Raw genomic sequence first — 25,857 nt, forward strand, 5'->3', positions numbered from 1 at the left:
ACGACGGACGGACCGTCAGTCCTTGATCTCGCACAGGGCGGCGCCGCTGCTGACGCTCGCGCCGACCTCGGCCTTCAGACCGACGACGGTGCCGGCCTTGTGGGCGTTGAGCGGCTGCTCCATCTTCATGGCCTCCAGGACCACGATCAGCTCGCCCTCGGCGACGGTCTGGCCCTCGGCCACGGCCACCTTGACGATGGTGCCCTGCATCGGCGAGGCCAGGGTGTCGCCGGAGACGGCCGAACCGGCCTTCTTCGGGCCGACCCGGCGCTTGGCCTTGCCCGCCGCCGGCGCGCCCGCGACCGGGCCGGAGGGCACGCCCAGCGAGGCGGGCAGCGAGACCTCGATCCGCTTGCCGCCGACCTCGACCACCACGGTCTCCCGGCCGTCCGGCTCCTCGCCGTCCACCGCACCGCCGGCGAACGGCGGGATGGTGTTGACGAACTCGGTCTCGATCCAGCGGGTGTAGATGCTGAACGGGGCGTCCGAGCCGTGCGTCTCCGGCGCGAACGCCGGGTCGGCCACCACGGCCTGGTGGAACGGGATGGCGGTGGCCATGCCCTCCACCTTGAACTCGGCCAGCGCCCGCTTGGCCCGCTCCAGGGCCTGCTTGCGGTCCCGGCCGGTGACGATCAGCTTGGCCAGCAGCGAGTCCCAGGCCGGGCCGATCACCGAGCCGGTCTCCACGCCGGAGTCCAGCCGCACGCCCGGGCCGGACGGCGGGGCGAAGAGCGTCACGGTGCCGGGGGCGGGCAGGAAGTTGCGGCCCGGGTCCTCGCCGTTGATCCGGAACTCGAAGGAGTGCGCGCGGATCTTCGGGTCGTCGTAGCCCAGCTCCTCGCCGTCGGCGATCCGGAACATCTCCCGGACCAGGTCGATGCCGGTGACCTCCTCGGTGACCGGGTGCTCGACCTGCAGACGGGTGTTCACCTCCAGGAACGAGATGGTGCCGTCCAGCGCGACCAGGAACTCGCAGGTGCCGGCGCCGACGTAGCCCGCCTCGCGCAGGATCGCCTTGGACGCCCGGTACAGCTCGGCGTTCTGCTCCTCGGTCAGGAACGGCGCGGGGGCCTCCTCGACCAGCTTCTGGTGCCGGCGCTGCAGCGAGCAGTCGCGGGTGGAGACGACCACCACGTTGCCGTGCTGGTCGGCCAGGCACTGGGTCTCGACGTGCCGCGGGTTGTCCAGGTACCGCTCGACGAAGCACTCGCCGCGCCCGAAGGCGGCGACCGCCTCGCGCACCGCGGACTCGAACAGCTCCGGGATCTCCTCCAGCGTGCGGGCGACCTTGAGGCCGCGGCCGCCGCCGCCGAAGGCGGCCTTGATGGCCACCGGCAGGCCGTGCTCGGAGGCGAACGCGACCACCTCGTCCGGCCCGGAGACCGGGTCGGGGGTGCCGGCCACCAGCGGCGCGCCGGCCCGCTGGGCCACGTGCCGGGCGGTGACCTTGTCACCGAGGTCGCGGATGGCCTGCGGCGGCGGGCCGATCCAGATCAGCCCGGCGTCCAGCACGGCCTGGGCGAACTCGGCGTTCTCGGAGAGGAAGCCGTAGCCCGGGTGGACCGCGTCCGCCCCGGAGTCGGCGGCCGCCTTCAGGACCTTGGCGATGTCCAGGTAGCTGGTCGCCGGGGTGTCGCCGCCGAGGGCGTAGGCCTCGTCGGCCACGCGGACGTGCAGCGCGTCCCGGTCCGGCTCGGCGTAGACCGCGACACTGGCGATACCGGCGTCCGAGCAGGCCCTGGCGACGCGGACGGCGATTTCGCCTCGGTTGGCGATGAGCACCTTGCGCACTGTGGCTCCCTTCTTGAACCTCGATGAGTTTAGGGACGACGGAGTGGTACCGGCGAGTAGACCCTGGTGGTGAGCTTGCCCACACGGAGCGTGACGCGGATCGTGACCGTCCGCGCACCCAGCGGGAACATCGCAGGTGGCAACCGTACGCCCCGTGCCGACCCGCCAACTCCCGGCGGGGCGGTCACGGTCGTGGCATTCGCCACATCAGCCCGTGCGGGCCGGCGGGACCGCACCGGCGGGTGCGGTCGCGGCCGCGGTCAGGTCGGCCGCGAACTCGACCACGTCGGGTCCGTACCGGTCCGGACCGATCACCCGAAGCACCACCGCGAAGGTACCGTGCGTGCCGTGCCGGCGGGCCAGTTCCCGCTGATGCCCGGTCAGGTACCGCACCGCGGCCTGGTTCGCCACCGCGGTCTGACCGGCTATCAGGAAGACCGGGCGGCCGCCGCCGTCCGGCTCCAGCCGGGCCAGCAGGGCGTAGCAGCAGCCGGGGGTGGCCGGGCCGGCCGCCTCCTCGCGGAACTCCCGGTCGCCCACGGAGATCGACAGCGCGTCCGGCCGGTCGGCCTCGCAGCCGAACCGGACGGCCGGCAGCCGCCAGGCCAGGTGGGTCACCGTGCGCTCGTTGCTGGCCGGCCCGCCCAGGCAGAACTCCGCCTCCCGGCCGAGGCCGCGGCGGACCTCGTCGTGGTTGACGATCTCCGGCCGGGCGGCGCAGGAGCTGACCAGCACGGCCAGCTCCATCAGCGCGCTGACGTCGCCGCGGTGCACGCTCTTGTGGTGCGGGCTGGCCGGGTGCCGGTTGACCACCAGCAGGCCCTGGGAGCCGCCGGGCAGCCCGAAGAACGCCTGCCGGCGGGCGGCCGCCCGGCGCCGCCGCAGCGACTGCAGCAGCCAGCCGGCCACCGCGCCGATGGCGCTGGTCAGCAGGCCGATCGAGATGTTCAGCAGCACGTCCGCCATCAGGCCCCCTCCCAGGACGGCGTCAGCCTAGCGGTGCGACCCGGTGCTCAGGCAGCCCACAAATCGGTGATCCGCAGCCCCAACTCGCCCAGCAGGGTGCGCAGCAGCGGCAGCGAGAGGCCGATGACATTGCCGTGGTCGCCCTCGATGCCGGTGACGAACGGCGCCGAGCGGCCGTCCAGGGTGAAGGCCCCGGCCACGTGCAGCGGCTCGCCGGTGGCCACGTAGGCCGCCAGCTCGGCGTCGTCCGGTTCGCCGAAGTGCACGGTGGTGGAGGCGGTGGCCGAGCTGCTGCGGCCGCTCGCGGTGTCGATCACGCAGTGCCCGGTGCGCAGCACCCCGCTGCGGCCGCGCATGGCCCGCCAGCGGGCCAGCGCGTCGGCGGCGTCGGCGGGCTTGCCGAGCGCCTGCCCGTCCAGCTCCAGCACCGAGTCGCAGCCGATCACCAGCTCGCCGCCGGTCAGGCCGCCGGCCACTGCGGCCGCCTTGGCCTCGGCCAGCACCAGGGCCAGCTCGCCGGGGGTGTCGGCGGTCAGCGCGGACTCGTCCACCCCGCTGACGATCACCTCCGGATCGAGGCCGGCCTGGCGGAGCAGGCCCAGCCGGGCGGGGGAGGCGGAGGCGAGGACCAGGGTCCGGCGATCAGTCATGCGTCCCACGATAGGGGGTCCGCCGGTCCTCAACGGATCATCAGGACGAGTGCGAGCAGCACCACCCCGAGGGCCAGCAGCCAGGCGGTGCGGCGCAGTTTCGCCGCGGTCCGGCGGGCCTGGGGGGAGGACTCGTCGGGCGGATCGGACCAGAGCATTGCGCCAGTCTGCCCCGATCCGCCCGGATCTGCCTGAGTACGGGTACTCAGACCGGGCTCAGCGCGCCCAGCCGGAGGTGCGCCAGGCCTGCGGGCCGGGCGCGGGCAGCCGGCGCATGGCGCGCGAGCGGTCGGTCCACGGGGAGGCCGGGCCGCCCGCCGTCCGGCGGGCCGCCTCGGCGGCGGCCTGCCCGGCGGCGGCCCGGGAATGGACCACCGCCAGGACGGTGGCCAGCTCCTCGGGGGTCGGCTGCCCGTGCAGCACCTGGATCCCGGACATCTGCTGTCCTTCCTCGAACGCTTACCGGCCTACAGGGGGATGTTGCCGTGCTTCTTCGGCGGCAGCACCTCGCGCTTGCCGCGCAGCGCCCGCAGGCCTCGGACGATGTGCCGGCGGGTCTCCGAGGGCGCGATCACCGCGTCCACGTAGCCGCGCTCGGCGGCCAGGTACGGGTTCAGCAGGGTGTCCTCGTACTCGGCGACCAGCTCCGCCCGGCGGGCCTCCACGTCCAGCCCGGCCGCGGCGGCCTCGGCCAGCTCCCGGCGGTAGACGATGTTGGCCGCGCCCTGCGCGCCCATCACGGCGATCTGCGCGGTCGGCCAGGCCAGGTTGAGGTCGGCGCCCAGGTGCTTGGAGCCCATCACGTCGTAGGCGCCGCCGAAGGCCTTGCGGGTGATCACGGTGATCAGCGGCACGGTGGCCTCGGCGTAGGCGTAGATCAGCTTGGCGCCGCGGCGGATGATGCCGTCCCACTCCTGGCCGGTGCCGGGCAGGAAGCCGGGCACGTCCACGAAGGTCAGCACCGGGATGTTGAAGCTGTCGCAGGTGCGGACGAACCGGGCGGCCTTCTCGCTGGCCGCGATGTCCAGGCAGCCGGCCAGGTCCATCGGCTGGTTGCCGACCACGCCGACCGGGTGGCCCTCGACCCGGCCGAAGCCGGTGACGATGTTGCCCGCGTAGAGCGGCTGGGTCTCCAGGAACTCGCCGTCGTCGAGCACGTGCTCGATCACCTTGCGGATGTCGTACGGCTGGTTGGCCGAGTCCGGCACGATGGTGTCGAGCTCGAGGTCCTGCTCGGTGACCGCGAGGTCGGCCTCCTCCGGGTAGGCCGGCGGGTCGCTGAGGTTGTTGGAGGGCAGGTACGAGAGCAGGCTCTTGACGTACTCGATCGCCTCCTTCTCGTCCGCGGCCAGGTAGTGGGCGTTGCCGGACTTGGTGTTGTGGGTCCGGGCGCCGCCCAGCTCCTCCATCCCGACGTCCTCGCCGGTGACCGTCTTGATCACGTCGGGGCCGGTGATGAACATGTGCGAGGTCTGGTCGGCCATCACCACGAAGTCGGTGATCGCGGGGGAGTAGACCGCGCCGCCCGCGCACGGGCCCATGATCAGCGAGATCTGCGGGATCACGCCGGAGGCGTGCACGTTGCGGCGGAAGATCTCGCCGTACAGGCCGAGCGAGACCACGCCCTCCTGGATCCGGGCGCCGCCCGAGTCGTTGATCCCGATCACCGGGCAGCCGGTCTTCAGCGCGAAGTCCATCACCTTGACGATCTTCTCGCCGAAGACCTCGCCGAGCGAGCCGCCGAAGACCGTGAAGTCCTGGGCGAAGACGGCGACCTGACGGCCGTCCACGGTGCCGTAGCCGGTCACCACGCCGTCGCCGTACGGGCGGTTCTTCTGCTGGCCGAAATTGGTGGAGCGGTGCCGGGCGAACTCGTCGAACTCGACGAAGGAGTCCTCGTCCAGGAGTTCGAGCACCCGCTCACGGGCCGTCAGCTTGCCCTTGGCGTGCTGCTTCTCGACCGCGGCGGCGGAGCCTGAGTGCACCGCGGCGTCGATCCGGTGCCGCAGGTCGGCGAGCTTGCCCGCGGTGGTGTGCGGGTCCGGCTGGGTGGAGGGGTCGGTCATCCCGGGGAGTTCCTCACGTGAGCGACGTGGTGGAGGGTGGCGGCGGCCTAGGGCAGGACGGTGCCCACGGTCTACCGCTGGGTAGCCTAACCAGCCGTCCGCCCCCCGCGTTATGGCCAGCGACACAGTGTGTCAACCAACCGTTCTGCGGGACGATGGAGCGGCCTACGGCCGTGCGCCGGACCAGCACCTAGGGTGGGAGGCATGACCGACGCCGACCGTCCCCGCCGCAGCGGGCTGCGTGGCTTCGGCCACGACGGCCCGTCCCCCTGGACCGACCTGGACCGCCCGCCGCTGGACGCCGCGGCGCTCCGTCGCGACCTGCTGGTCGACGGCGGCCTGTGGACCGCGCTGGATGTGGTCGAGCTGACCGGCTCCACCAACACCGACCTGACCGGCCGGGCGGTGGCCGGCGCGGCCGAGGGTGCGGTGCTGGTCGCCGAGCAGCAGGACGCCGCCCGCGGCCGGCTGGACCGCCGCTGGTCGGCTCCCGCCCGCTCCGGCCTCTTCCTCTCGCTGCTGCTGCGCCCCACCGTGCCCCGGGAGCGGCTCGGCTGGCTGCCGATCCTGGTCGGCGTGTCGGTGGCCGCCACCGTCCAGCGGGTGGCCGGGGTGCAGGCCGGCCTGAAGTGGCCCAACGACCTCCAGGTGGAGATCGACGGCGCCGAGCGCAAGATCGGCGGCATCCTCACCGAGCTGACCGGCGACGCCGTGGTGGTCGGCCTGGGCCTCAACGTGACGCTGCGCCAGGAGGAGCTGCCGGTGCCCGCCGCCGCCTCGCTGGCGCTGGCCGGCGCCGAGGTGACCGACCGGGCCACCCTGCTGCGGGCGCTGCTGCGCGAGTTCGCCGAGCTCTACGGCGAGTGGCAGCGCGCGCACGGCGACCCGCAGGCCAGTGGACTGCTGCCGGCCTACACCGCGCGCTGCACCACGCTCGGCCGCCAGGTGCTGGTGCAGCTGCCGGGCGAGCGCGAACTGCGCGGCGAGGCGGTGGCGCTGGACACCGACGGCCGCCTGGTGGTGCGCACCGCCGACGGCGCGCGGCAGGCGGTCGCGGCGGGCGACGTGGTGCACGTGCGGCCCGAGCCGCGCTGAGACGCGCCCGGTCCGGCACGCGCCGGACCGGCAGCAACCGCGGCTCCGACGGCCCGGATGCTCCGGATCGGCGGATTCCGTGCGACGATTCCCCCTGCACGGTGTGAGACGCGCCACTGTCCGCTCGGCGGCGGCCGGCTCACCGCAGATGGGACCTACGGCAAGTGCGGCGACCGCACGGGGACGGACCGGTGGCAGAGGACGACGGGCAGGCGCCCGAGGGCGGCACGCGCGGCAGCGGCTCCGGCGCGGTGGAGGACCCCACCGTCGCGCTGGACCTGGAGGAGCTGATCCTCGGGGCCCCGCGCCGCTACACCCCCTACCAGGCCGCCCGCACCGCCGAGGTGCCGATGGAGCTGGCCACCCGGTTCTGGCGGGCCATGGGCTTCCCCGACATCGGGCAGTCCCGGGCGCTGAACGACGGTGACGTGATCGCGCTGCGCCGGCTGGCCGGCCTGGTGGAGTCCGGGCTGATCAACGAGGCGATGGCGATCCAGGTGGCCCGGTCCACCGGCCAGACCACCGCGCGGCTGGCCGGCTGGCAGATGGACACCTTCCTGGAGAACCTGACCCAGGCGGCCGAGCCGGGCCTGACCCGGGCCGAGGTGGCCTACCCGCTGGTCGAGCTGCTGCTGCCGGAGCTGGAGCAGTTCCTGGTCTACGTCTGGCGCCGGCAGCTGGCCGCCGTCACCGGCCGGGTGGTGCAGGCCGCCGAGGACACCGAGATCACCAGCGGCCGGCTCGCGGTGGGCTTCGCCGACCTGGTCGGCTTCACCCGGCTCTCCCGGCGGCTGGAGGAGGAGGAGCTCGGCTCGCTGGTGGAGACCTTCGAGTCCACCTGCGCCGACCTGATCGCCGGTCAGGGCGGCCGGCTGATCAAGACCCTCGGCGACGAGATCCTCTTCGTCTCCGAGGACCCGGTGACGGCCGCCGAGATCGCGCTCAGCCTGGTGGAGACGCTGACCCAGGACGAGGCGATCCCGGCGCTGCGGGTCGGCATGGCCTTCGGCACCGTCACCTCCCGGATGGGCGACGTCTTCGGCACCACGGTCAACCTGGCCAGCCGGCTCACCTCGATCGCCCAGCGCGACGCGGTGCTGATCGACGGCGAGTTCGCCGCCGCGCTGGAGCAGGCCGGGGCCGCCGCGCAGGGCGCCCAGGACGGCACCGGCACCACCCAGTCCCAGCTGGCCGAGGCGCTGGCCGCGCACTCCGGCGCGCCGCTCGGCGTGGTCGGCCCGCCGCCGCCCGGCCCGGGAGCGCCCCGGTTCCACCTGCAGGCGATGTGGCGGCGGCCGGTGCGCGGGCTCGGCCTGGTCGAGCCCTGGCTGCTCACCCGGTGGATCAAGTCGCCGACGAGCTGACTTTTTCGCCGTATTTCGGGCGAATCACCTCCCGTCCGCCCTAGTCTGGAGCCGTGATGGCGGACCTGGAACACCCTCATAGCCCGGCCCCCGACCAGCTGACGGCCAGTGGGCTGGACCGGCGGCTGCAGGCCGTGGTGGAGCTGGCCCAGGACATGGCCGTGGCGCAGAGCGCGCTGGAGGCGGTCCGGGCGGCCGCCTCCCGGGCCAACGCGGCGCTGGACGCCACCATGGCCGCCGTCTCGGTCTGGGACCGCGAGTCGGGCCGGCTGCGGGTGCTGGTCAACCACGGCCTGCTGGCGGCCGGCGAGGAGGAGATCCCGGAGGACGAGTCCTACCCGGTGGCCGACTTCCCGGAGATCGTCACCTACCTGGACGAGCACTGGACCACCGGCAAGCTGCCCCGGGCCTGGGTGCAGACCGCCGAGGAGCCCGCGCCCGGCGAGCCGGTCGGCCCGGCCGGCTCCGGCGCCTTCGCCCAGCAGCGCGCCGCCGGGCTGCGCCGGCGCGGCCGGTCCAGCTGCCTGGTGGCGCCGATCGTGCTGCACGGGCAGGCCTGGGGCGAGCTCTACCTGGCCCGCGGCGCCGGGCTGCCCGTCTTCACCGAGACCGACGCGCAGTACGCCACCCTGCTGGCCGCGCAGATCTCGGCCGGCCTGGCGCAGACCGAGCGGCTGGCCGACCTGCGCCGGCTGGCCTTCACCGACCCGCTGACCGGCCTGGCCAACCGCCGCGCCGTGGACGCCCGGCTGGAGGCCGCGCTGGAGGCCCACAACCGGGACGGCACGGTGGTCTCGCTGGTGGTCTGCGACGTCAACGGGCTCAAGCGGATCAACGACCGGCACGGCCACGAGATGGGCGACCGGCTGCTGGAACGCTTCGCCAACCAGCTCTCGATGGCCGGCGCCAAGCTGCCCGGCTCGCTGGCCGCCCGGCTCGGCGGCGACGAGTTCTGCCTGCTGGCGCAGGGCCAGAAGGCCGACGAGGTGGTCGTGGTGGCCGAGGAGCTGTGCGCCCGGGCGCTGCTGCTGGCCGACGGCGAGGGGGTGGCCTGCGGGATCGCCTCCACCGGCGACGCGATCGGCCCGGTCTCCACCGCCGACCGGCTGTTCCGGCTGGCCGACGCCGCGCAGTACCGGGCCAAGGCCGCCCGGGCCGCCCACCCGGTGGTGGCCGGCCGCAGCCACGGCCCCGGCACCGCCCCCGACCCCACCGTGCTGCTGGCCGACTCCGCCGACCCGCAGCATCGGGCCGACGGCCGCGGCCGCCCGGCGGCCGGCGCCGCCCGCGGCCCGCACGGCGACCGGCGGCGGTTCCGGGGCGCCGCGCACAGCGCCGACCCGGGCCAGCTGCTGGCCGCGGTGCTGGCCGCGCTGGACCAGGAGGGCGGCGACCGCTCGCTGCACCCCGCCGACACCCTGGGCCGGCTCGCCGTGGTGGCCGGCACCGCGAGCCGGTTGCTGGACGCGGTGGCCTGGTGGATCTCCTACGTGCCGCCCGGCTCCCGGCTGATGCACACCGCCCAGCACGCCGTCTACCGGATGACCAGCGGTCCCTCGGTGCGCGGCGAGGGGGCGGTCACGGCGGCCGCGGCCCGGCGGGCGGAGAGCCAGCGGGCCCGGATCGAGGCGCCGGACGCGGTCTTCGACCTGGACCACTACCCGCTCACCCGGCGGGCGGTGCTGGGCGGCAGCTTCGCGCTGCGCACCGGGGCGGCGGGCAACGACCCGGCCGAGGAGGCGGTGCTGGTGGTCGGCGGCTACCGGGGCATGGTGGCCGCGGGCGGCGCCAACCCGGCCGGCGGCTGGCTGGTCGAGCTGTTCGCCGACGACGCCACGCTGCCGCTGGGCCAGGTGGCCCCCGCGCTGCGCGCGCTGGTCGCGGTGGCGCTCTCCGGGCCGGCCTCGCCGCCGCCGTCCTGACCGCGGGTCAGCCCTCGGCGCGGATCCGGTCCGGTCGGGTGTAGACGTTGGCCTGCTCGCCGCGGAGGAACCCGACCAGGGTCAGGCCCAGCTCCTCGGCCAGGTCGGCGGCGAGCGAGGAGGGTGCCGAGACGGCGGCCAGCAGCGGGAGGCCGGCCAGCGCGGCCTTCTGGGTCAGCTCGAACGAGGCCCGCCCGCTGACCAGCAGCAGGTGCCCGGCCAGCGGCAGCCGGCCCTCGCGCAGCGCCCAGCCGACCACCTTGTCCACCGCGTTGTGCCGGCCCACGTCCTCCCGGGCGCAGAGCAGCTCGCCGTCGGCGGTGAAGAGGCCGGCCGCGTGCAGCCCGCCGGTGGAGTCGAAGGCGCGCTGGGCGGCCCGCAGCCGCTCCGGCAGCGCGTAGAGCACCTCGGGGTCGACGGCCAGCGGGTCGGCGGCCACCGGCCAGCGCACGTGGGTGCGGACCGCGTCCACGGTGTCCCGGCCGCAGAGGCCGCAGGCGCTGGTGGTGAGCAGGGTGCGGTGGGCGGAGAGCGGCAGCGCGTCGGCGCCGCGCAGGGTCGCGTCCACCACGTTGTAGGTGTTGGCGCCCGACTCGTCGGTGCCCGCGCAGTAGCGCAGTGCGGCCAGCTGCTCGGTGCGGTGCAGCAGGCCCTCGCCGACCAGGAAGCCGGCCACCAGGTCGAAGTCCTGGCCCGGGGTGCGCATGGTGACGGTCAGCGGCTCGCCGCCGATCCGGATCTCCAGCGGCTCCTCGGCCGCCAGCGCATCCGGCCGCTCGCCGCGTCCGGCGCCGCGCAACCGCACCACCCGCCGCCGTGCCGTGGCCCGCGTCATCCCGTTCCGCCTCCCGTCGTGCCTGCGCACCCACTATGGCTGCCGGGACCAGAATGAGGCACGGGAGGAGCTTCTGGACACATAGTTGTCATATCTTCATTCAGCTGATCTGATAGTGCATATGGATATGCACAGTGCTCCGGCCGCCGACGCGCCGGTCGTTCAGGTCGGCAAGGCCGACGTCACCGCCGAGGACGTGCTCGCCATCGCGCGCGGCAACGCCCGGATCGAGCTCGGCCCGGACGCGCTGGCCGAGATGGCCGCCTCCCGGGCCCGGATCGACGCGCTGGCCGCCGAGCCGCGCCCGGTCTACGGCGTCTCCACCGGCTTCGGCGCGCTCGCCGTGCGCCACATCAGCCCCGAGCTGCGCGCCCAGCTGCAGCGCTCGCTGGTCCGCTCGCACGCGGCCGGCATGGGCCCGGCGGTGGAGCGCGAGGTCACCCGGGCGCTGATGTTCCTGCGCCTGAAGACCCTCGCCTCCGGCCGCACCGGCGTGCGCCCGCTGGTCGCCGAGACGATGGCCGCGATCCTCAACGCCGGGATCACCCCGGTGGTCCGCGAGTACGGCTCGCTGGGCTGCTCGGGCGACCTGGCCCCGCTCTCGCACTGCGCCCTGGTGCTGATGGGCGAGGGCCTGGCCTACGGCCCGGACGGCGCCGAGCACGAGGCCGGCGAGCTGCTGGCCGCCGCCGGCATCACCCCGGTCGAGCTGCTGGAGAAGGAGGGCCTGGCCCTCATCAACGGCACCGACGGCATGCTCGGCATGCTGGTGATGGCCATCGCCGACCTCTCCCGGCTCTTCACCACCGCCGACATCACCGCCGCGATGAGCCTGGAGGCGCTGCTCGGCACCGAGAAGGTGCTGGCCCCCGAGCTGCACGCGCCGATCCGCCCGCATCCCGGCCAGGCGCTCAGCGCCGCCAACATGCTGGCCGTGCTCAAGGGCTCCGGCCTGACCGGCCACCACCAGGACGACGCCCCCCGGGTGCAGGACGCCTACTCGATCCGCTGCGCCCCGCAGGTGGCCGGCGCCGGCCGGGACACCCTGGCGCACGCCCGCACCGTCGCCGAGCGCGAGCTGGCCGCCTCGGTCGACAACCCGGTGGTGCTGCCGGACGGCCGGGTCGAGTCCAACGGCAACTTCCACGGCGCCCCGGTCGCCTACGTGCTGGACTTCCTGGCGATCGCCGCCGCCGACCTCGGCTCGATCGCCGAGCGCCGCACCGACCGGCTGCTGGACAAGTCCCGCTCGCACGGCCTGCCGGCCTTCCTGGCCGACGACCCGGGCGTGGACTCCGGTCTGATGATCGCCCAGTACACCCAGGCCGCCCTGGTCAGCGAGAACAAGCGCCTCGCCGTGCCGGCCTCGGTGGACTCCATCCCCTCCTCGGCGATGCAGGAGGACCACGTCTCGATGGGCTGGTCCGCGGCCCGCAAGCTGCGCCAGGCGGTCGACAACCTGGGCCGGATCCTGGCCGTCGAGCTGACCGCCGCCGCCCGCGCGCTGGAGATCCGCGCCACCGACTCCGCGGCCGCCCTGGCCCCGGGCACCGCGGCCGCGCTGGCCGCCGCCCGGGCCGCCGGCGTCGGCGGGGCCGGCCGGGACCGCTTCCTGGCCCCCGACCTGGACGCGGCCGAGGCGCTGGTCGCCTCTGGCGCGCTGGTCACCGCCGTCGAGGCCGTCACCGGCCCGCTGGCCTGATCCCTGACGGCGGGTGGGCCCGACCCGGGGTCAGGCCCACTCGCCGCGGGTGTCGGTGCGGCGCCGCTCCTGCTCGCGCTCGCGGCGCTCGCCGAAGGCGGCGGCGAAGTTGACGCCGACGATGCCGGCCCAGGCGATCACCACGCCGAAGCCGTGCATCACGGTGGTGCCGATGCCGGTCAGCGGGATCGCCATCACCAGCGAGACGGCCGGGAGGTAGCCGAGCCGGCCGCGCTTGGACTCCCGCCGGGGCCGGAAGTCCGGCTCCACGCGGGACAGCCCCTCGGCCACCCGCTGCTCGACCCGGGCGTCCAGCCGGGCGTCGATCCGGGACAGGAAAGCGTCCACGAGTTCCGACTCGTACTCCGGACCGAGCTCCCGGCGGGTCTCGATGGCGGCGTCGAGGTCCTTGCGGAGCTCGGTGCGGGGCGCTCCGGCGGGCTCGGGCGCGGCGGGGTGAGGCTGCATGGCACCAGCCTGCTGCCCGTCGCCCGGACCGGTCCACCCCGCACCGCGCCAGTCAGGGGGAAATCAGGGTGCGACCCTGAGACACCCCGGCGGCGGGGTGAGTCCGGGGGACGAGACATCATTGCCGCCGTGCCGCCGCTGCTGCACAGTCGACCGCACGCACCACCACCGCCCGAAGGGACCACCGCAGATGACCGAGCCGTCCCTGGGTCCGTCCGCCCGGCTGCTGGAGCTCTTCGACGGCCACCGGCTGACCCCCACCCAGCGGCGGATCGCGCACGCCCTGGTCCGGCACGCCGCCGAGGCGCCCTTCCTCTCCAGCGTGGAGGTGGCCGAGCTCGCCGGGGTCAGCCAGCCCTCGGTCACCCGCTTCGCGGTCGCCCTCGGCTACGACGGCTACCCGGCGCTGCGCCGCCGGCTGCGCGAGCTCGGCGGCGAGCCGGCCCCGCCGGAGACCCCGGGCGAGGCGGTGCGCAACGAGCACCAGAAGGCGGTGCTGGCCGAGATCGCCCACCTGCGCCGGCTGGCCGAGCTGCTGGCCGACCCCGAGCCCATCGTCCGGGCTGCCCGGCTGCTGGCCGCCTCCCGCCCGCTCCCGGTGCTCGGCCTGCGCGCCGCCTCCGCCCAGGCGCACGGCTTCGCCTACTTCGCCGCCAAGGTGCACCCCGACATCCGGCTGCTCGACGAGGGCGGTTCGATGCTCGCCGACCGGATCGAGCAGTGCGCCGCGGCCGGCTCCGGCGCGCTGCTCTGCTTCGCGCTGCCGCGCTACCCCCGCGAGCTGATGGACGCCCTCACCGTGGCCCGGGACTGCGGCCTGACCGTGATCACCGTGGCCGACAGCGCCTTCGCGCCGGTGGCCAAGCTCTCCGACCTGATGCTGCCCGCCGAGGTGGGCACCGGCCTGGTCTTCGACACCGCCTGCGCGCCGATGGTGCTGGGGCGGGTGCTGCTGCAGACGATGTGCGACGAACTCCCGGACGCCGAGGCCCGGCTGGAGGCGATCGAGCAGTCGGCGGCGGCCCGAGGACTGTTCCTGGAGTAAACCGGGCATCCCCCTGGCAGGACCATCGGGGGGAGTCGCCGTGCGAGTGATCCACGAGATGAAGCAGGTCGGGCGCCTCGCCTCCGGCGCCCAGGAGTGGGCCTGCCCCGCCTGCGGCCGCCGGGTCGCCCTGGCCGGGCCGCCCGAGCCGGCCGTCACCGTGCTCGACCCCGGCGACGAGACCGCCGTCCACATCGGCCTGACCACCCCTGGCACCGCCGTCCGCAACCCCGGCGAGCCGTACGGCCTCGGCCCGGTCCAGCAGATCCCGCGCCCCCCGAACCTGCCCATGCTCCCGGCCGATCCGCCCGACACCGAGGCCGCCGACCGCGCCTGGCTGGCCGAGATCGGCATCGACTGGGACGGGGACGCGGCGGCCTGACGTATCGTCAGACGATTCGGAGCGGCCTCCCGCGGATCGTTCGCCCCCGCCTCTGGTCGGCCTCGGACTGATTGGATATATTCAGACTGCTCAATCCTGAATGAATCCATCCGCAAGGAGGCCGCCATGGCGGAGCAGCAGATCAGCGGGGCACGCGAGGTGCGCGCGGCGCGCGGGACCAACCTGACCACCCAGGGGTGGCAGCAGGAGGCCGCCCTGCGGATGCTGATGAACAACCTCGACCCCGAGGTGGCCGAGCACCCCTCCAAGCTGGTGGTGTACGGCGGCACCGGCAAGGCGGCGCGCGACTGGCGCTCCTTCGACGCCATGGTGAAGACCCTGCAGGGGCTCAAGCAGGACGAGACCATGCTGGTGCAGTCCGGCCGCCCGGTCGGCGTGATGCAGACCCACGAGTGGGCGCCGCGGGTGCTGATCGCCAACTCCAACCTGGTCGGCGACTGGGCGAACTGGGAGGAGTTCCGGCGCCTCGAGTCGCTCGGCCTCACCATGTACGGCCAGATGACCGCCGGCTCCTGGATCTACATCGGCACCCAGGGCATCCTCCAGGGCACCTACGAGACCTTCGCCGCCGTCGCCAACAAGCGCTACAACGGTTCGCTCGAGGGCACCATCACCCTCACCGCCGGCCTCGGCGGGATGGGCGGCGCCCAGCCGCTGGCCGTCACCATGAACGGCGGCGTGGCGATCTGCGTGGACTGCGACCCGTCCCGGATCGCCCGCCGGATCGAGCACCGCTACCTGGACGTCGAGGCCAAGGACCTCAGCCACGCGCTGGAGCTGGCCACCGCCGCCCGGGACAAGAAGCAGCCGCTCTCCATCGGCCTGCTGGGCAACGCCGCCGAGGTCTTCCCGCAGCTGCTGGCGATGGACGCGCCGATCGACATCGTCACCGACCAGACCAGCGCCCACGACCCGCTGAGCTACCTGCCGGTCGGCGTCGCCTTCGACGACATGGCCGCCTACGCCGCCGAGAAGCCCGCCGAGTTCACCCAGCGCAGCCGCGAGTCGATGGCGAAGCACGTGGAGGCGATGGTCGGCTTCCTGGACCGCGGCGCCGAGGTCTTCGACTACGGCAACTCGATCCGCGGCGAGGCCCAGCTGGCCGGCTACGACCGCGCCTTCGCCTTCCCCGGCTTCGTGCCGGCCTACATCCGCCCGCTGTTCTGCGAGGGCAAGGGCCCGTTCCGCTGGGCCGCGCTCTCCGGCGACCCCAAGGACATCCACAAGACCGACAAGGCCGTGCTCGACCTCTTCCCGGAGAACGAGTCGCTGCACCGCTGGATCAAGATGGCCCAGGAGAAGGTGCACTTCCAGGGCCTGCCGGCGCGGATCTGCTGGCTCGGCTACGGCGAGCGCGACAAGGCCGGCGAGCGGTTCAACGACATGGTGGCCGCCGGAGAGCTGTCCGCCCCGATCGTGATCGGCCGCGACCACCTGGACTGCGGCTCGGTCGCCTCCCCGTACCGGGAGACCGAGGCGATGCTGGACGGCTCGGACGCGATCGCCGACTGGCCGCTGCTGAACGCCATGGTCAACGTGGCCTCCGGCGCCTCCTGGGTCTCCATCCACCACGGCGGCGGCGTCGGCATCGGCCGCTCGATCCACGCCGGCCAGGTCACCGTCGCCGACGGCACCGCGCTGGCCGGCGAGAAGATCCGCCGGGTGCTCACCAACGACCCGGGCATGGGCGTGATCCGGCACGTGGACGCCGGCTACGACCGCGCCGCCGAGGTGGCGGCCGAGCGCGGCGTCCGCGTCCCCATGGGTGAGCTGTGACGGCGTCCTTCGAACAGATGTGGGCGGAGCTGCTCCCCGTGGGCCGCTCCGCCTCGTCCGGCGGCTACCGCCGGCACGCCTGGAACGGCGCCGACGCCGAGTGCCGGGCCTGGTTCGAGCAGCAGGCCCGGGACCGCGGCCTGCAGTACGAGCGGGACCGCAACGGCAACCAGTGGGCCTGGCTGGGCGACCCGGCGGGGGAGGGCGCGATCGTCACCGGCTCGCACCTGGACTCGGTGCCGGACGGCGGCGCCTTCGACGGCCCGCTCGGCGTGGTCTCCTCCTTCGCCGCCCTGGACGAACTGCGCGGGCGGGGAGCGCGGTTCGCCAGGCCACTGGCGATCGTCAACTTCGGCGACGAGGAGGGCGCCCGGTTCGGCGTGGCCTGCGTCGGCTCCCGGCTCAGCGCCGGGGTGCTGACGCCCGAGCAGGCGCGCGAGCTGCGCGACGCCGACGGGGTGCGGCTGCCGGACGCGATGGAGCGGGCCGGCCAGGATCCGACCGCGATCGGGGCCGACCCCGGGCGGCTGGCCCGGATCGGCGCCTTCGTCGAGCTGCACGTGGAGCAGGGCCGCTACCTGGCCGAGGACCAGCCGGTCGGGGTGGCCTCGGCGATCTGGCCGCACGGCCGCTGGCGGTTCGACTTCCACGGCGAGGCCAACCACGCCGGGACCACCCGGATCGAGGAGCGCCGCGACCCGATGCTCACCTACGCCACCACCGTGCTGGCGGCCCGCAAGAAGGCCCGGCTGGCCGGCGCGCTGGCCACCTTCGGCAAGGTCGCGGTGGAGCCCAACGGCACCAACGCGATCGCCTCCCTGGTGCGCGGCTGGCTGGACTCCCGGGCGGCCGACGAGGCGGTGCTCACCGAGCTGGTCGAGCAGATCCGCCAGGCCGCCGCCGAGCGCGGCGAGCGGGACGGCGTCAAGGTCGAGCTGGTCCGCGAGTCCTACACCCCGGTGGTGGACTTCGACGGCCCGCTGCGCGACCGGATCGCCGCCACCCTGGGCGGCGCCCCGGTGCTGCCCACCGGGGCGGGACACGACGCCGGGATCCTGGCATCGGCCGTGCCGACCGCCATGCTGTTCGTACGTAACCCGAGCGGTGTCTCACACTCCCCGGCCGAGCACGCCGAGCTGCCCGACTGCCTGGCGGGCGTCTCGGCCCTCGCGGACGTCCTGGAGGACCTGGCATGTCAGTAGCGCAGACGTACTGGGCCGAGCACGCCTGGCTGCCGCACGTCAACGGGCCGGTGGTGGAGCCGGACGTGCTGGTCGAGGTCGGCGCGGACGGGCGGTTCGCCCGGGTGGTGCCGGACAGCGGGCCCTGCCCGCCCGGCGCCGTCCGGCTGGCCGGCCTGATGCTGCCCGGCCAGGCCAACAGCCACTCGCACGCCTTCCACCGGGCGCTGCGCGGCTCGGTGCAGGTCGGCTCCGGCACCTTCTGGACCTGGCGCGACACCATGTACCGATTCGCCGGCGCGCTCGACCCGGAGAGCTACCTGGAGCTGGCCACCGCCGTCTACGCGGAGATGGCGCTGGCCGGGATCACCTGCGTGGGCGAGTTCCACTACCTGCACCACGCGCCCGGCGGCGCCCGCTACACCGACCCCAACGCGATGGGGGAGGCGCTGATCGAGGCCGCCGCGCGGGCCGGCGTCCGGATCACCCTGCTGGACACCTGCTACCTCTCCGCCGGCTTCGGCGCCGAGCTGACCAAGCCCCAGCTGCGGTTCGGCGACGGCGACGCGGAGGCCTGGGCGGTCCGGGCCGACGCCCTGACGGCCCGTCCGCACGCCCGGATCGGCGCGGCGATCCACTCGGTGCGGGCCGTGCCGGCCGAGCAGCTGGGCACCGTCGCGCACTGGGCCGCGATGCGCAAGGCCCCGCTGCACGTGCACCTGTCCGAGCAGACCGCCGAGAACGACGCCTGCCTGACCGCGCACGGGGTCACCCCGACCCGGCTGCTGCACGACCACGGCGTGCTCGGCCCGCGCACCAGCGCGGTGCACGCCACCCACCTGACGGGGGAGGACGTCAAGCTGCTCTCCGACTCCTCCACGGTGATCTGCATGTGCCCGACCACCGAGCGGGACCTGGCCGACGGCATCGGCCCGGCCCGGGAGCTGGCCAGCGCCGGCTGTCCGGTCACCCTGGGCAGCGACAGCCACGCGGTGATCGACCCGTTCGAGGAGGCCCGGGCGCTCGAGCTGAACGAGCGGCTGCGCACCCGCACCCGCGGCCACTGGACGGCCAACGCGCTGCTGCGGGCCGGCACCGAGGACGGGCACGCCTCGCTCGGCTGGCCCGAGGCCGGCCGGATCGAGGCCGGGGCGCTGGCCGACTTCACCGTGCTGGCGCTGGACACCGTGCGCACCGCCGGGCCCAGCCCGCGGCTCGGCGCCGAGACCGCCGTCTTCGCCGCCTCGGCCGCCGACGTGCGGCAGGTGGTGGTCGGCGGCCGGCGGATCGTCGCCGACGGGGAGCACACCCAGGTGCCGGACGTCGCCGCCGCGCTGCAGCGCGCCATCTCCTCCCAGAAGGTGTCATGACCAGCACGCTCATCACCAACATCGGCACCCTGGTCACCAACGACCCGTCCTGCCCCGGGCTGCTCGGCCTGGTCGAGGACGCGGCGGTGGTGCTGGACGGCTCGGTGGTCACCTGGACCGGGCGGGCCGCCGACGCGCCGGCGGCGGACCAGCGGGTCGACGCCGGCGGCCGGGCGCTGCTGCCCGGCTTCGTGGACTCGCACGCCCACCTGGTCTTCGCGGGCGACCGCACCGCCGAGTTCAACGCCCGGATGTCCGGCCAGTCCTACTCCGCGGGCGGCATCCGCACCACCGTGGCGGCGACCCGGGCCGCCACCGACGCCGAACTCGACGCCAACGTGGCGCGCTTCGTCGGCGAGGCGCTGCGCCAGGGCACCACCACCGTGGAGTGCAAGTCGGGCTACGGCCTGACGGTGGCCGACGAGGCCCGGGCGCTGCGGATCGCCGCCGCGCACACCGCGGAGACCACCTACCTGGGCGCCCACGTGGTCGCCCCGGAGTTCGCCGACGACCCGGCGGGCTACGTGGACCTGGTCACCGGCGAGATGCTGGACGCCTGCGCCCCGCACGCCCGCTGGGTGGACGTCTTCTGCGAGCAGGGCGCCTTCGACGGCGACCAGGCCCGGGCCGTGCTGACCGCCGGCATCGAGCGCGGCCTGACCCCCCGGGTGCACGCCAACCAGCTCTCGCACGGCCCCGGCGTGCAGCTCGCGGTCGAGCTGGGCGCGGCCTCGGCCGACCACTGCACCCACCTGACCGACGCGGACGTCGCCGCGCTGGCCGGCTCCGCCACGGTGGCCACCCTGCTCCCCGGCGCCGAGTTCTCCACCCGGGCCCCCTACCCGGACGCCCGCCGCCTGCTCGACGCCGGTGCCACGGTGGCGCTCTCCACCGACTGCAACCCCGGCTCCTCCTTCACCTCCTCGATGGCCTTCTGCATCGCCGTCGCGGTCCGCGAGATGGGCATGACCCCCGACGAGGCCGTGCACGCCGCCACCGCCGGCGGCGCCCGCGCCCTGCGCCGCACCGACGTCGGCCACATCTCCCCGGGCGCCCGCGCCGACCTGCTGCTGCTCGACGCGCCGTCCCCGGTCCACCTGGCGTACCGCCCGGGCGTCCCGCTGACCGCGGCGGTCTGGCGGGCGGGGGTGCGGGAGGTCTGACCCCGCGACGGCCTGGGGCCGGTACCCGTGTCACACGGGTACCGGCCCCAGGGGGTTCATCCTGACGGGTGATCAGCGCGGTGCGTAGCGCTTGAACTCACCGGAGCCGATGGTCCGGTCGCCGACCTCGACCTGGTCGCCGAACCGTTCCGGCAGGCCGGCCGCCGAAGCGCCGGTGGCCCGGCCCGCCGAAGCGAGCCGGGCCACCGCGAGCGCCGTGCGTCAGTGCACGTCGCCCATCAGCTTGATCACGTTCTTGCGGTACATCCACAGCGCCGCGCCCGCCAGCAGGGCGGCCACGCCCTGGATGGCGAAGTACCAGGTGGAGCCGGTGGCGTCGCCGAGGCCCAGCTGGATGACGGCCGCCACGCAGTCGCCGGCGGTGACGGCGAGGAACCAGATGCCCATCATCTGCGAGGCGTACTTGGCCGGGGCCAGCTTGGTGGTGACCGAGAGGCCGACCGGGGAGAGGGTCAGCTCGCCGACGGTCTGGACCAGGTAGACCACGGCCAGCCAGAGCGGGCTGGCCTTGTGGCCGCCGGTGGCCGCGGCCATCGCGAGCATCATCACGATGAACGAGAAGCCGATCATCAGCAGGCCGATGGAGAACTTCACCGTGGTGCTGGGGTTCTTGCCGCGGCGGGCGAGCCAGACCCAGAGCCAGGCGAAGACCGGGGCCAGCGCCATGATGTAGAGCGGGTTGAGCGACTGGAACCAGCTGGACGGGAAGTGCCAGCCGAAGACCGACAGGTTGGTGCTGTTGTCGGCGAAGACGCTCAGGGTGGAGCCGGACTGGTCGTAGATCATCCAGAACACGGCGGCGACCGCGAAGAACCAGATGTAGCCGCGGATCTTGGTGTGGTCGGTCGGCGAGAGGTCCTTGTCCCGCTTGATCCGGGTGAAGACCACGACCGGGATGGCGATGCCGGCGATCGACAGCGGCCAGACCGCCCAGTTCACGTTCAGCTGGCCGGTGGCCGCCAGGACGCCGTAGAAGACCGCGGCGGCGGCCAGCCACAGGCCGGCCTTGCGCAGGATCGAGCGCTTCTCCTCGGCCGAGATCGGCGAGGTGACCACGTCGCTCCTGGCGCTCAGGTGGCGGCTGCCGAGCAGGTACTGGCCGAGGCCCAGCGCCATGCCGAGGCCGGCCAGGGCGAAGCCCAGGTGCCAGTCGATCTTCTGGCCGACCGTGCCGATGACCAGCGGGGCGGCGAAGGCACCGAGGTTGATGCCCATGTAGAAGATGGTGAAGCCGCCGTCCCGGCGCGGGTCGTTCGGGCCCTTGTAGAGGTGGCCGACCATGGTCGAGATGTTGGCCTTCAGCAGGCCGGAGCCCAGCGCGATGAAGGCCAGGCCGACGAAGAACGAGGCCTTGAACGGCACGGCCAGCATGAAGTGGCCGACCATGATGATCCCGCCGCCGATCGCGACGGTCCTGCGGGCGCCCCAGAAGCGGTCGGCGATCCAGCCGCCGGGCAGGGCGAGCAGGTAGACCATGGCGTTGTAGACGCTGTAGATCGCGGTGGCGGCGGCGACCTTCATGCCGAGGCCGCCGGAGGTCGCGTTGGTCATGTAGACGACCAGCAGCGCTCGCATGCCGTAGAAGCTGAACCGCTCCCACATCTCGGTCATGAAGAGCGTGGCGAGTCCTCGGGGGTGCCCGAAGAAGGTCTTGCCGCCAGAAGGAGCGTCCGGCCGTACGCCGGCGTCCAGGGTGGTGGGTGACGCCATCAGTGGTGTTCCTTGCCTGACTCTGGGAGGCCCCGGGTCCGCCTGGGGGTGGTGTGGCGGGGGGCCTCCGAGCATCACGCGGTCCTGCTCGCTGCTCGGGCAGGAGGTGTCGCGCTCTGTGCCATGGGGACCGGACCACTGTACGTGGCGATATTCCCCGACTTGGTCGGACAAAAGGTGCCAATGGGATAACGGAAGAGTCAAAGGAATCCCAAGCCTGAACGGTATTCGATGGCAGGGCCGCGAAGAATCCTTCGAACCGAAGGCCAGGCCGGAGGATTCGCATCCAGAGCCGGTGTATCGCAGAAGAGTTGGGCGTGACCGCCGCGCCGTCCGCCCGCTACCCGCTGTGAAAGAGTTCACAGCGCGGGTCACCCGCGAGCCCGCTCCGTTGCGCCGGACGCCGGAACCGGCGCACCCGGCGCCCGACCGGCGCGCAGCACGGCCCCGGGGCCGTCGGGGACTGATCACCGGGCCCCGGGCGGACTACCATTCGCCCCATGACCTGTGTGCTGCTCGCCGAGGACGATCCGGCCATCTCGGAACCGCTGGCCCGCGCGCTGCGCCGAGAGGGCTACGAGGTGCTGGTCCGCGAGGACGGCCCGGCCGCGCTGGAGGCCGGTCTGGAGGAGGAGATCGACCTGATCGTCCTCGACCTGGGCCTGCCGGAGATGGACGGGCTGGAGGTCTGCCGCCGGCTGCGCGCGGACGGGCGCAGCTGCCCGGTCCTGGTGCTGACCGCCCGGGCCGACGAGGTGGACACCGTGGTCGGCCTGGACGCCGGCGCGGACGACTACGTCACCAAGCCCTTCCGGCTCGCCGAGTTGCTGGCCCGGGTCCGGGCCCTGCTGCGGCGCGGCAACGTCGACTCGCTCTCCACCGGCGCGCACGGCGTGCGGATCGACATCGAGTCGCACCGCGCCTGGGTCGGCGAGGAGGAGCTGACCCTCTCCGCCAAGGAGTTCGAGCTGCTGCGGGTCCTGGTCCGGGACGCCGGCCGGGTGGTGACCCGCGAGGACATCATGCGCCAGGTCTGGGACACCACCTGGTGGACCTCCACCAAGACCCTGGACATGCACATCTCCTGGCTCCGCAAGAAGCTCGGCGACGACGCCACCAACCCGCGCTACATCGCCACCGTCCGCGGCGTGGGCTTCCGCTTCGAGAAGAACTGACCCCGGCTCCCCAGCCGGCCTATCCCCGAGAGCAGGACCCGCCCGCGTGAAGCGCCGCATGATCAACTCGCTGCTCGGGGTGGTGCTGGTGGTGGTGACGGTGTTCTGCGTGCCGCTCGCGCTGGTGGAGAAGCAGAGCATCGTCAACAACGCCCAGAACCGGGTGGACGCGGCGGCGGTGCGGCTGCTCGGGCTGGTGGAGACCAGGCTGGCAGCCGACGAGCCGGTGACCGGGGAGCGGATCGGCAGCGGGGTGGTGGAGGGCGACTACGCCGAGATCGCCATCCCCGGGCAGGCCCTGGTGACGATCGGCGGGAAGCCGGCCGGGGACAGCCTGCTGACCGCCACCGAGACCGGCCCGCACGGCGAGACCGTCACCGTGCAGCAGTCCGGCAAGGACGTGGACCACGAGATCGCCAACATGCTGCTGCTGCTCGCCCTGGTCGCGCTGCTGGCGGTGCTGGCCGCGGTGGCGCTGGCGCTCTGGCAGGCCCGCCGGCTGACCCGCCCGCTGATCGACCTGGCGGAGACCGCCGAACGGCTCGGCTCCGGCGACCCGCGCCCGCGCGACCGCCGCTACGGGGTGCCCGAGCTGGACCGGGTGGCCGAGGTGCTGGACGCCAGCGCGGAGCGGATCGGCCGGATGCTCACCGCCGAGCGCCGGCTCGCCGCCGACGCCTCGCACCAGCTGCGCACCCCGCTGACCGCGCTCTCCATGCGGCTGGAGGAGATCACCGCGCTCTGCGACCAGCCGGAGACGGTGCGGGAGGAGGCCACCATCGCGCTACAGCAGGTGGAGCGGCTGACCGATGTGGTGCAGCGGCTGCTCACCAACCAGCGCGACACCCACGGCCCGGCCGCCGCCCGCGGCTTCGACCTGGACCAGGTGATCCGGCAGCAGGCCGCCGAGTGGTCGGCCTCGCTGCGCGGCACCGGCCGCCGGCTGGTCACCGCCGGGATGGGCCAGGTCACCGCGACCGGCACCCCCGGCACCGTCTCCCAGGTGCTGGCCACGCTGATCGAGAACTCGCTGATGCACGGCGGCGGCACGGTGACCCTGCGGGTGCGGCGCTCGGGCAGCTCGGTGGTGGTCGAGGTGCAGGACGAGGGCCCGGGGGTGCCGGCCGAGCTGGGCAACCGGGTCTTCGAACGGGCCGTCAGCGGGCGCAACTCCACCGGCATCGGCCTGGCGGTGGCCCGCGACCTGGCCGAGGCGGACGGCGGGCGGCTGGAGCTGCTCTCGCTCAGGCCGCCGGTCTTCGCGCTCTTCCTACCGCTGAGCGGGGCGCCGGAGGCGGACTAACGCCCGGTGTACTCCACCTGCGGCTGCGGCTCGCCGACCAGGAACCGCTCCGCCTGCTCCACCATGGCGGCCGGCTCCGGCAGCTCCGGCATCGCCTTGAAGACCCAGGTGCGGTAGGAGAAGAAGCGGAACAGCGTGGCCACCCCGGTGCCCGCGACCTTGGCGCCGTTGTAGGCGAGGGTGCTGGTCAGGCCCAGGGTGTAGGTGGTGAACCAGACGGTGCCGTTCTCGATCAGCAGGCCGATGCCGCTGAAGACCAGGAAGAGCGTGATCTCCCGGCGCCGCGAGGCCGCGTCGCTGTCCCGGTAGACCCAGTAGCGGTAGCCGAGGTAGTTGGCCACGATCGCGACCAGGGTGCCGATCACCGAGCAGCGCACCGGCGCCCAGTGGGTGGCGTGCAGCACGGCGTTGGAGACGCCGAAGTTCACCGCGATGCCGACCAGGCCGACCACGGCGAACTGGACCACCTCGCCGGAGACGCCGCGCAGCCGCTGGGCGAGGGAGGGGCGTCGGTGCGCAGCGCTCTTGGCCATCCGGGGAGTTCTCCTGATTCCGGTCACTGGGCCATCCAGGCTACCGGCTCGGCGCGGCGCCGCCGTCCGGCGAGGGCCGGGCGGCAGGCCGCCGCGGCTCCCGGCTCGCCGGTGCACCCGCCTTGACCGGCCCGGATATCCTGGCAGCGTGACTCTCCCGGGCAGCGCGAAATTTCCAGTAGTGGGCATGGTGGGCGGCGGACAGCTCTCCCGCATGGCACACCAGTCCGGCATCCCGCTCGGGGTGCGGTTCAGGATCCTGGCCGACACCCCGCAGGACTCGGCCGCCCAGGTGGTGGCCGACACGGTACTCGGCGACTACCGCGACCTGGAGACGCTGCGCCGGTTCGCGGCCGGCTGCGACGTGGTCACCTTCGACCACGAGCACGTGCCCACCGAGCACCTGCGGGCGCTGCAGGCCGAGGGCGTGGTGGTCCGCCCCGGGCCGGACGCCCTGGTGAACGCCCAGGACAAGGGCGTGATGCGGGCCAAGCTCGACTCGATCGGCGTGCCCTGCCCCCGGCACCGGCTGGTCGCCGACCCGGCCGACGTGACCGCCTTCGCGGCCGAGGGCGCCGGCTACCCGGTGGTGCTCAAGACGGTCCGCGGCGGCTACGACGGCAAGGGCGTCTGGGTCGTCGACGACGAGCGGGAGGCCGAGGCCCCGTTCCTGGCCGGCGTGCCGGTGCTGGCCGAGGAGAAGGTCGACTTCGTCCGGGAGCTGGCCGCCAACGTGGTCCGCTCGCCCAGCGGCCAGGCCGTCGCCTACCCGGTGGTGGAGAGCGTCCAGGAGAACGGCGTCTGCGCCGAGGTGACCGCCCCCGCCCCCGAGCTCGACCCGGCGCTGGCCGCCGAGGCCCAGGCGCTGGCCCTGCGGATCGCCGGCGAGCTGGACATCACCGGCCACCTGGCGGTGGAGCTGTTCCAGACCCGGGACGGCCGGATCCTGGTGAACGAGCTGGCGATGCGCCCGCACAACTCCGGCCACTGGTCGATCGACGGCGCCGTCACCTCGCAGTTCGAGAACCACCTGCGCGCGGTGCTGGACCTGCCGCTCGGCGACCCGCGCCCGCGCGCCAGGTGGACCGTGATGGTCAACGTGCTCGGCGGCGACTACCCCGACATGTACCACGCCTTCCTGCACTGCATGGCCCGCGACCCGGGTCTGCGGATCCACATGTACGGCAAGGACGTGAAGCCCGGCCGCAAGGTGGGCCACGTCACCGTCTTCGGGGACGACCTCGAGGACGTGCGCGAGCGGGCGCGCCACGCGGCCGCGTACCTGAGAGGCACGATCACCGAGTGATTGGCAACAGCG

23 protein-coding genes and 1 pseudogene are annotated in these 25,857 nt (G+C 74.0%); 13 read left to right on the plus strand and 11 right to left on the minus strand.

All coding sequences use genetic code 11. From position 1 onward, the window contains the following. Nucleotides 1-15: 15 nt before the first annotated feature. The 6 genes from ACFYNO_RS04835 to ACFYNO_RS04860 all read right to left on the minus strand — a co-directional run bounded on the left by ACFYNO_RS04835 (nucleotide 16) and on the right by ACFYNO_RS04860 (nucleotide 5,473). Nucleotides 16-1,791 (minus strand): acetyl/propionyl/methylcrotonyl-CoA carboxylase subunit alpha, encoded by a 1,776-nt coding sequence (locus ACFYNO_RS04835; RefSeq protein ID WP_388005256.1) that lies wholly within the window; start codon nucleotides 1,789-1,791, stop codon nucleotides 16-18. Between the two features lie 207 nt (nucleotides 1,792-1,998). After that, on the minus strand, nucleotides 1,999-2,757 hold the full coding sequence (locus ACFYNO_RS04840; RefSeq protein WP_388005259.1) for a hypothetical protein: 759 nt from the start codon (nucleotides 2,755-2,757) through the stop codon (nucleotides 1,999-2,001). Nucleotides 2,758-2,804: 47 nt separating this feature from the next. Then, a complete protein-coding gene (locus ACFYNO_RS04845) occupies nucleotides 2,805-3,407 on the minus strand; it encodes a nucleoside triphosphate pyrophosphatase (RefSeq protein ID WP_388005262.1) in 603 nt (200 codons plus the stop codon). Nucleotides 3,408-3,436: 29 nt separating this feature from the next. Further along, nucleotides 3,437-3,565 (minus strand): morphogenic membrane protein MmpB, encoded by a 129-nt coding sequence (mmpB, locus tag ACFYNO_RS04850; protein ID WP_388005265.1) that lies wholly within the window; start codon nucleotides 3,563-3,565, stop codon nucleotides 3,437-3,439. Nucleotides 3,566-3,623: 58 nt separating this feature from the next. Next, nucleotides 3,624-3,845, minus strand: a complete 222-nt coding sequence (locus tag ACFYNO_RS04855; protein WP_388005268.1) for an acyl-CoA carboxylase subunit epsilon — start codon at nucleotides 3,843-3,845, stop codon at nucleotides 3,624-3,626. A 29-nt stretch (nucleotides 3,846-3,874) separates the two neighbouring features. After that, nucleotides 3,875-5,473 carry an acyl-CoA carboxylase subunit beta gene (locus tag ACFYNO_RS04860; protein WP_388005271.1) on the minus strand — a complete coding sequence of 533 codons (1,599 nt, stop codon included), beginning with the start codon at nucleotides 5,471-5,473 and terminating at the stop codon, nucleotides 3,875-3,877. 204 nt (nucleotides 5,474-5,677) lie between these two features. Here ACFYNO_RS04860 and ACFYNO_RS04865 point away from each other — a divergent pair, with 204 nt between their 5' ends. From ACFYNO_RS04865 to ACFYNO_RS04875, 3 genes and pseudogenes are all read left to right on the plus strand, one after another. After that, nucleotides 5,678-6,568, plus strand: coding sequence for a biotin--[acetyl-CoA-carboxylase] ligase (locus ACFYNO_RS04865; RefSeq protein ID WP_388005274.1), 891 nt, complete (start codon nucleotides 5,678-5,680; stop codon nucleotides 6,566-6,568). Nucleotides 6,569-6,819: 251 nt separating this feature from the next. After that, nucleotides 6,820-7,932: an adenylate/guanylate cyclase domain-containing protein gene (locus ACFYNO_RS04870; protein ID WP_388005506.1), complete on the plus strand. Its 1,113-nt coding sequence runs from the start codon at nucleotides 6,820-6,822 to the stop codon at nucleotides 7,930-7,932. A gap of 56 nt (nucleotides 7,933-7,988) precedes the next feature. Continuing rightward, a pseudogene (locus tag ACFYNO_RS04875) lies at nucleotides 7,989-9,233 on the plus strand (diguanylate cyclase domain-containing protein); the annotation flags it as partial. A 628-nt stretch (nucleotides 9,234-9,861) separates the two neighbouring features. Here ACFYNO_RS04875 and fdhD read toward each other — a convergent pair. Continuing rightward, nucleotides 9,862-10,689 (minus strand): formate dehydrogenase accessory sulfurtransferase FdhD, encoded by an 828-nt coding sequence (gene fdhD, locus ACFYNO_RS04880; protein WP_388005277.1) that lies wholly within the window; start codon nucleotides 10,687-10,689, stop codon nucleotides 9,862-9,864. Between the two features lie 127 nt (nucleotides 10,690-10,816). On the opposite strand from fdhD, the gene hutH reads away from it, so the two are divergent. After that, nucleotides 10,817-12,391 (plus strand): histidine ammonia-lyase, encoded by a 1,575-nt coding sequence (gene hutH / locus ACFYNO_RS04885; protein WP_388005280.1) that lies wholly within the window; start codon nucleotides 10,817-10,819, stop codon nucleotides 12,389-12,391. Nucleotides 12,392-12,421: 30 nt separating this feature from the next. On the opposite strand, the gene ACFYNO_RS04890 is transcribed toward hutH, so the two are convergent. Continuing rightward, nucleotides 12,422-12,859: a hypothetical protein gene (locus ACFYNO_RS04890; protein ID WP_388005283.1), complete on the minus strand. Its 438-nt coding sequence runs from the start codon at nucleotides 12,857-12,859 to the stop codon at nucleotides 12,422-12,424. 190 nt (nucleotides 12,860-13,049) lie between these two features. On the opposite strand from ACFYNO_RS04890, the gene ACFYNO_RS04895 reads away from it, so the two are divergent. From ACFYNO_RS04895 to hutI, 6 genes are all read left to right on the plus strand, one after another. Then, nucleotides 13,050-13,904 (plus strand): MurR/RpiR family transcriptional regulator, encoded by an 855-nt coding sequence (locus ACFYNO_RS04895; protein WP_388005286.1) that lies wholly within the window; start codon nucleotides 13,050-13,052, stop codon nucleotides 13,902-13,904. 40 nt (nucleotides 13,905-13,944) lie between these two features. Beyond that, nucleotides 13,945-14,286 (plus strand): hypothetical protein, encoded by a 342-nt coding sequence (locus ACFYNO_RS04900; RefSeq protein WP_388005289.1) that lies wholly within the window; start codon nucleotides 13,945-13,947, stop codon nucleotides 14,284-14,286. A gap of 141 nt (nucleotides 14,287-14,427) precedes the next feature. Continuing rightward, nucleotides 14,428-16,083: a urocanate hydratase gene (gene hutU, locus ACFYNO_RS04905; RefSeq protein ID WP_388005509.1), complete on the plus strand. Its 1,656-nt coding sequence runs from the start codon at nucleotides 14,428-14,430 to the stop codon at nucleotides 16,081-16,083. Between the two features lie 17 nt (nucleotides 16,084-16,100). Then, entirely contained in the window at nucleotides 16,101-17,285 is a 1,185-nt protein-coding gene (locus ACFYNO_RS04910; RefSeq protein WP_388005512.1) for an allantoate amidohydrolase, read from the plus strand. Beyond that, complete coding sequence (locus tag ACFYNO_RS04915) at nucleotides 17,276-18,634, plus strand: formimidoylglutamate deiminase (protein ID WP_388005292.1); 1,359 nt, start codon at nucleotides 17,276-17,278, stop codon at nucleotides 18,632-18,634. Before ACFYNO_RS04910 ends, ACFYNO_RS04915 begins: the two co-directional genes overlap by 10 nt. After that, nucleotides 18,631-19,797 (plus strand): imidazolonepropionase, encoded by a 1,167-nt coding sequence (hutI, locus tag ACFYNO_RS04920; protein WP_388005295.1) that lies wholly within the window; start codon nucleotides 18,631-18,633, stop codon nucleotides 19,795-19,797. The genes ACFYNO_RS04915 and hutI overlap by 4 nt, the downstream gene beginning before the upstream one ends. Before the next feature lie 72 nt (nucleotides 19,798-19,869). On the opposite strand, the gene ACFYNO_RS04925 is transcribed toward hutI, so the two are convergent. Next, complete coding sequence (locus tag ACFYNO_RS04925) at nucleotides 19,870-20,004, minus strand: hypothetical protein (RefSeq protein WP_388005298.1); 135 nt, start codon at nucleotides 20,002-20,004, stop codon at nucleotides 19,870-19,872. A 15-nt stretch (nucleotides 20,005-20,019) separates the two neighbouring features. After that, the gene (locus tag ACFYNO_RS04930) at nucleotides 20,020-21,528 is read right to left on the minus strand and encodes a peptide MFS transporter (protein ID WP_388005301.1); all 1,509 of its coding nucleotides are present in this window, start codon (nucleotides 21,526-21,528) and stop codon (nucleotides 20,020-20,022) included. A 500-nt stretch (nucleotides 21,529-22,028) separates the two neighbouring features. Between ACFYNO_RS04930 and ACFYNO_RS04935 the strand changes: the two genes are divergently transcribed. Next, nucleotides 22,029-22,703, plus strand: a complete 675-nt coding sequence (locus tag ACFYNO_RS04935) for a response regulator transcription factor (protein WP_145905900.1) — start codon at nucleotides 22,029-22,031, stop codon at nucleotides 22,701-22,703. Nucleotides 22,704-22,749: 46 nt separating this feature from the next. Beyond that, complete coding sequence (locus ACFYNO_RS04940) at nucleotides 22,750-24,006, plus strand: ATP-binding protein (RefSeq protein ID WP_388005305.1); 1,257 nt, start codon at nucleotides 22,750-22,752, stop codon at nucleotides 24,004-24,006. Here the strand turns inward: ACFYNO_RS04940 and ACFYNO_RS04945 are convergent. After that, nucleotides 24,003-24,539 (minus strand): GtrA family protein, encoded by a 537-nt coding sequence (locus ACFYNO_RS04945; RefSeq protein WP_388005308.1) that lies wholly within the window; start codon nucleotides 24,537-24,539, stop codon nucleotides 24,003-24,005. The genes ACFYNO_RS04940 and ACFYNO_RS04945 overlap by 4 nt on opposite strands. A gap of 148 nt (nucleotides 24,540-24,687) precedes the next feature. On the opposite strand from ACFYNO_RS04945, the gene ACFYNO_RS04950 reads away from it, so the two are divergent. Beyond that, nucleotides 24,688-25,845, plus strand: coding sequence for a 5-(carboxyamino)imidazole ribonucleotide synthase (locus ACFYNO_RS04950; RefSeq protein ID WP_388005311.1), 1,158 nt, complete (start codon nucleotides 24,688-24,690; stop codon nucleotides 25,843-25,845). Nucleotides 25,846-25,857 lie beyond the last annotated feature (12 nt).

It is taken from the genome of Kitasatospora sp. NPDC006697 (genome assembly GCF_042869935.1).
In the GTDB taxonomy this organism is placed as follows: domain Bacteria; phylum Actinomycetota; class Actinomycetes; order Streptomycetales; family Streptomycetaceae; genus Kitasatospora.

What these genes read in the sequence shown, in the direction of transcription:
- ACFYNO_RS04840 (WP_388005259.1), bottom strand. Translation starts at nt 2,757, where the DNA reads ATGGCGGACGTGCTGCTGAACATCTCGATCGGCCTGCTGACCAGCGCC.
- ACFYNO_RS04845 (WP_388005262.1), bottom strand. Translation starts at nt 3,407, where the DNA reads ATGACTGATCGCCGGACCCTGGTCCTCGCCTCCGCCTCCCCCGCCCGG.
- mmpB (WP_388005265.1), bottom strand. Translation starts at nt 3,565, where the DNA reads ATGCTCTGGTCCGATCCGCCCGACGAGTCCTCCCCCCAGGCCCGCCGG.
- ACFYNO_RS04855 (WP_388005268.1), bottom strand. Translation starts at nt 3,845, where the DNA reads ATGTCCGGGATCCAGGTGCTGCACGGGCAGCCGACCCCCGAGGAGCTG.
- ACFYNO_RS04860 (WP_388005271.1), bottom strand. Translation starts at nt 5,473, where the DNA reads ATGACCGACCCCTCCACCCAGCCGGACCCGCACACCACCGCGGGCAAG.
- ACFYNO_RS04865 (WP_388005274.1), top strand. Translation starts at nt 5,678, where the DNA reads ATGACCGACGCCGACCGTCCCCGCCGCAGCGGGCTGCGTGGCTTCGGC.
- fdhD (WP_388005277.1), bottom strand. Translation starts at nt 10,689, where the DNA reads ATGACGCGGGCCACGGCACGGCGGCGGGTGGTGCGGTTGCGCGGCGCC.
- hutH (WP_388005280.1), top strand. Translation starts at nt 10,817, where the DNA reads ATGCACAGTGCTCCGGCCGCCGACGCGCCGGTCGTTCAGGTCGGCAAG.
- ACFYNO_RS04890 (WP_388005283.1), bottom strand. Translation starts at nt 12,859, where the DNA reads ATGCAGCCTCACCCCGCCGCGCCCGAGCCCGCCGGAGCGCCCCGCACC.
- ACFYNO_RS04895 (WP_388005286.1), top strand. Translation starts at nt 13,050, where the DNA reads ATGACCGAGCCGTCCCTGGGTCCGTCCGCCCGGCTGCTGGAGCTCTTC.
- ACFYNO_RS04910 (WP_388005512.1), top strand. Translation starts at nt 16,101, where the DNA reads ATGTGGGCGGAGCTGCTCCCCGTGGGCCGCTCCGCCTCGTCCGGCGGC.
- ACFYNO_RS04915 (WP_388005292.1), top strand. Translation starts at nt 17,276, where the DNA reads ATGTCAGTAGCGCAGACGTACTGGGCCGAGCACGCCTGGCTGCCGCAC.
- hutI (WP_388005295.1), top strand. Translation starts at nt 18,631, where the DNA reads ATGACCAGCACGCTCATCACCAACATCGGCACCCTGGTCACCAACGAC.
- ACFYNO_RS04930 (WP_388005301.1), bottom strand. Translation starts at nt 21,528, where the DNA reads ATGGCGTCACCCACCACCCTGGACGCCGGCGTACGGCCGGACGCTCCT.
- ACFYNO_RS04935 (WP_145905900.1), top strand. Translation starts at nt 22,029, where the DNA reads ATGACCTGTGTGCTGCTCGCCGAGGACGATCCGGCCATCTCGGAACCG.
- ACFYNO_RS04945 (WP_388005308.1), bottom strand. Translation starts at nt 24,539, where the DNA reads ATGGCCAAGAGCGCTGCGCACCGACGCCCCTCCCTCGCCCAGCGGCTG.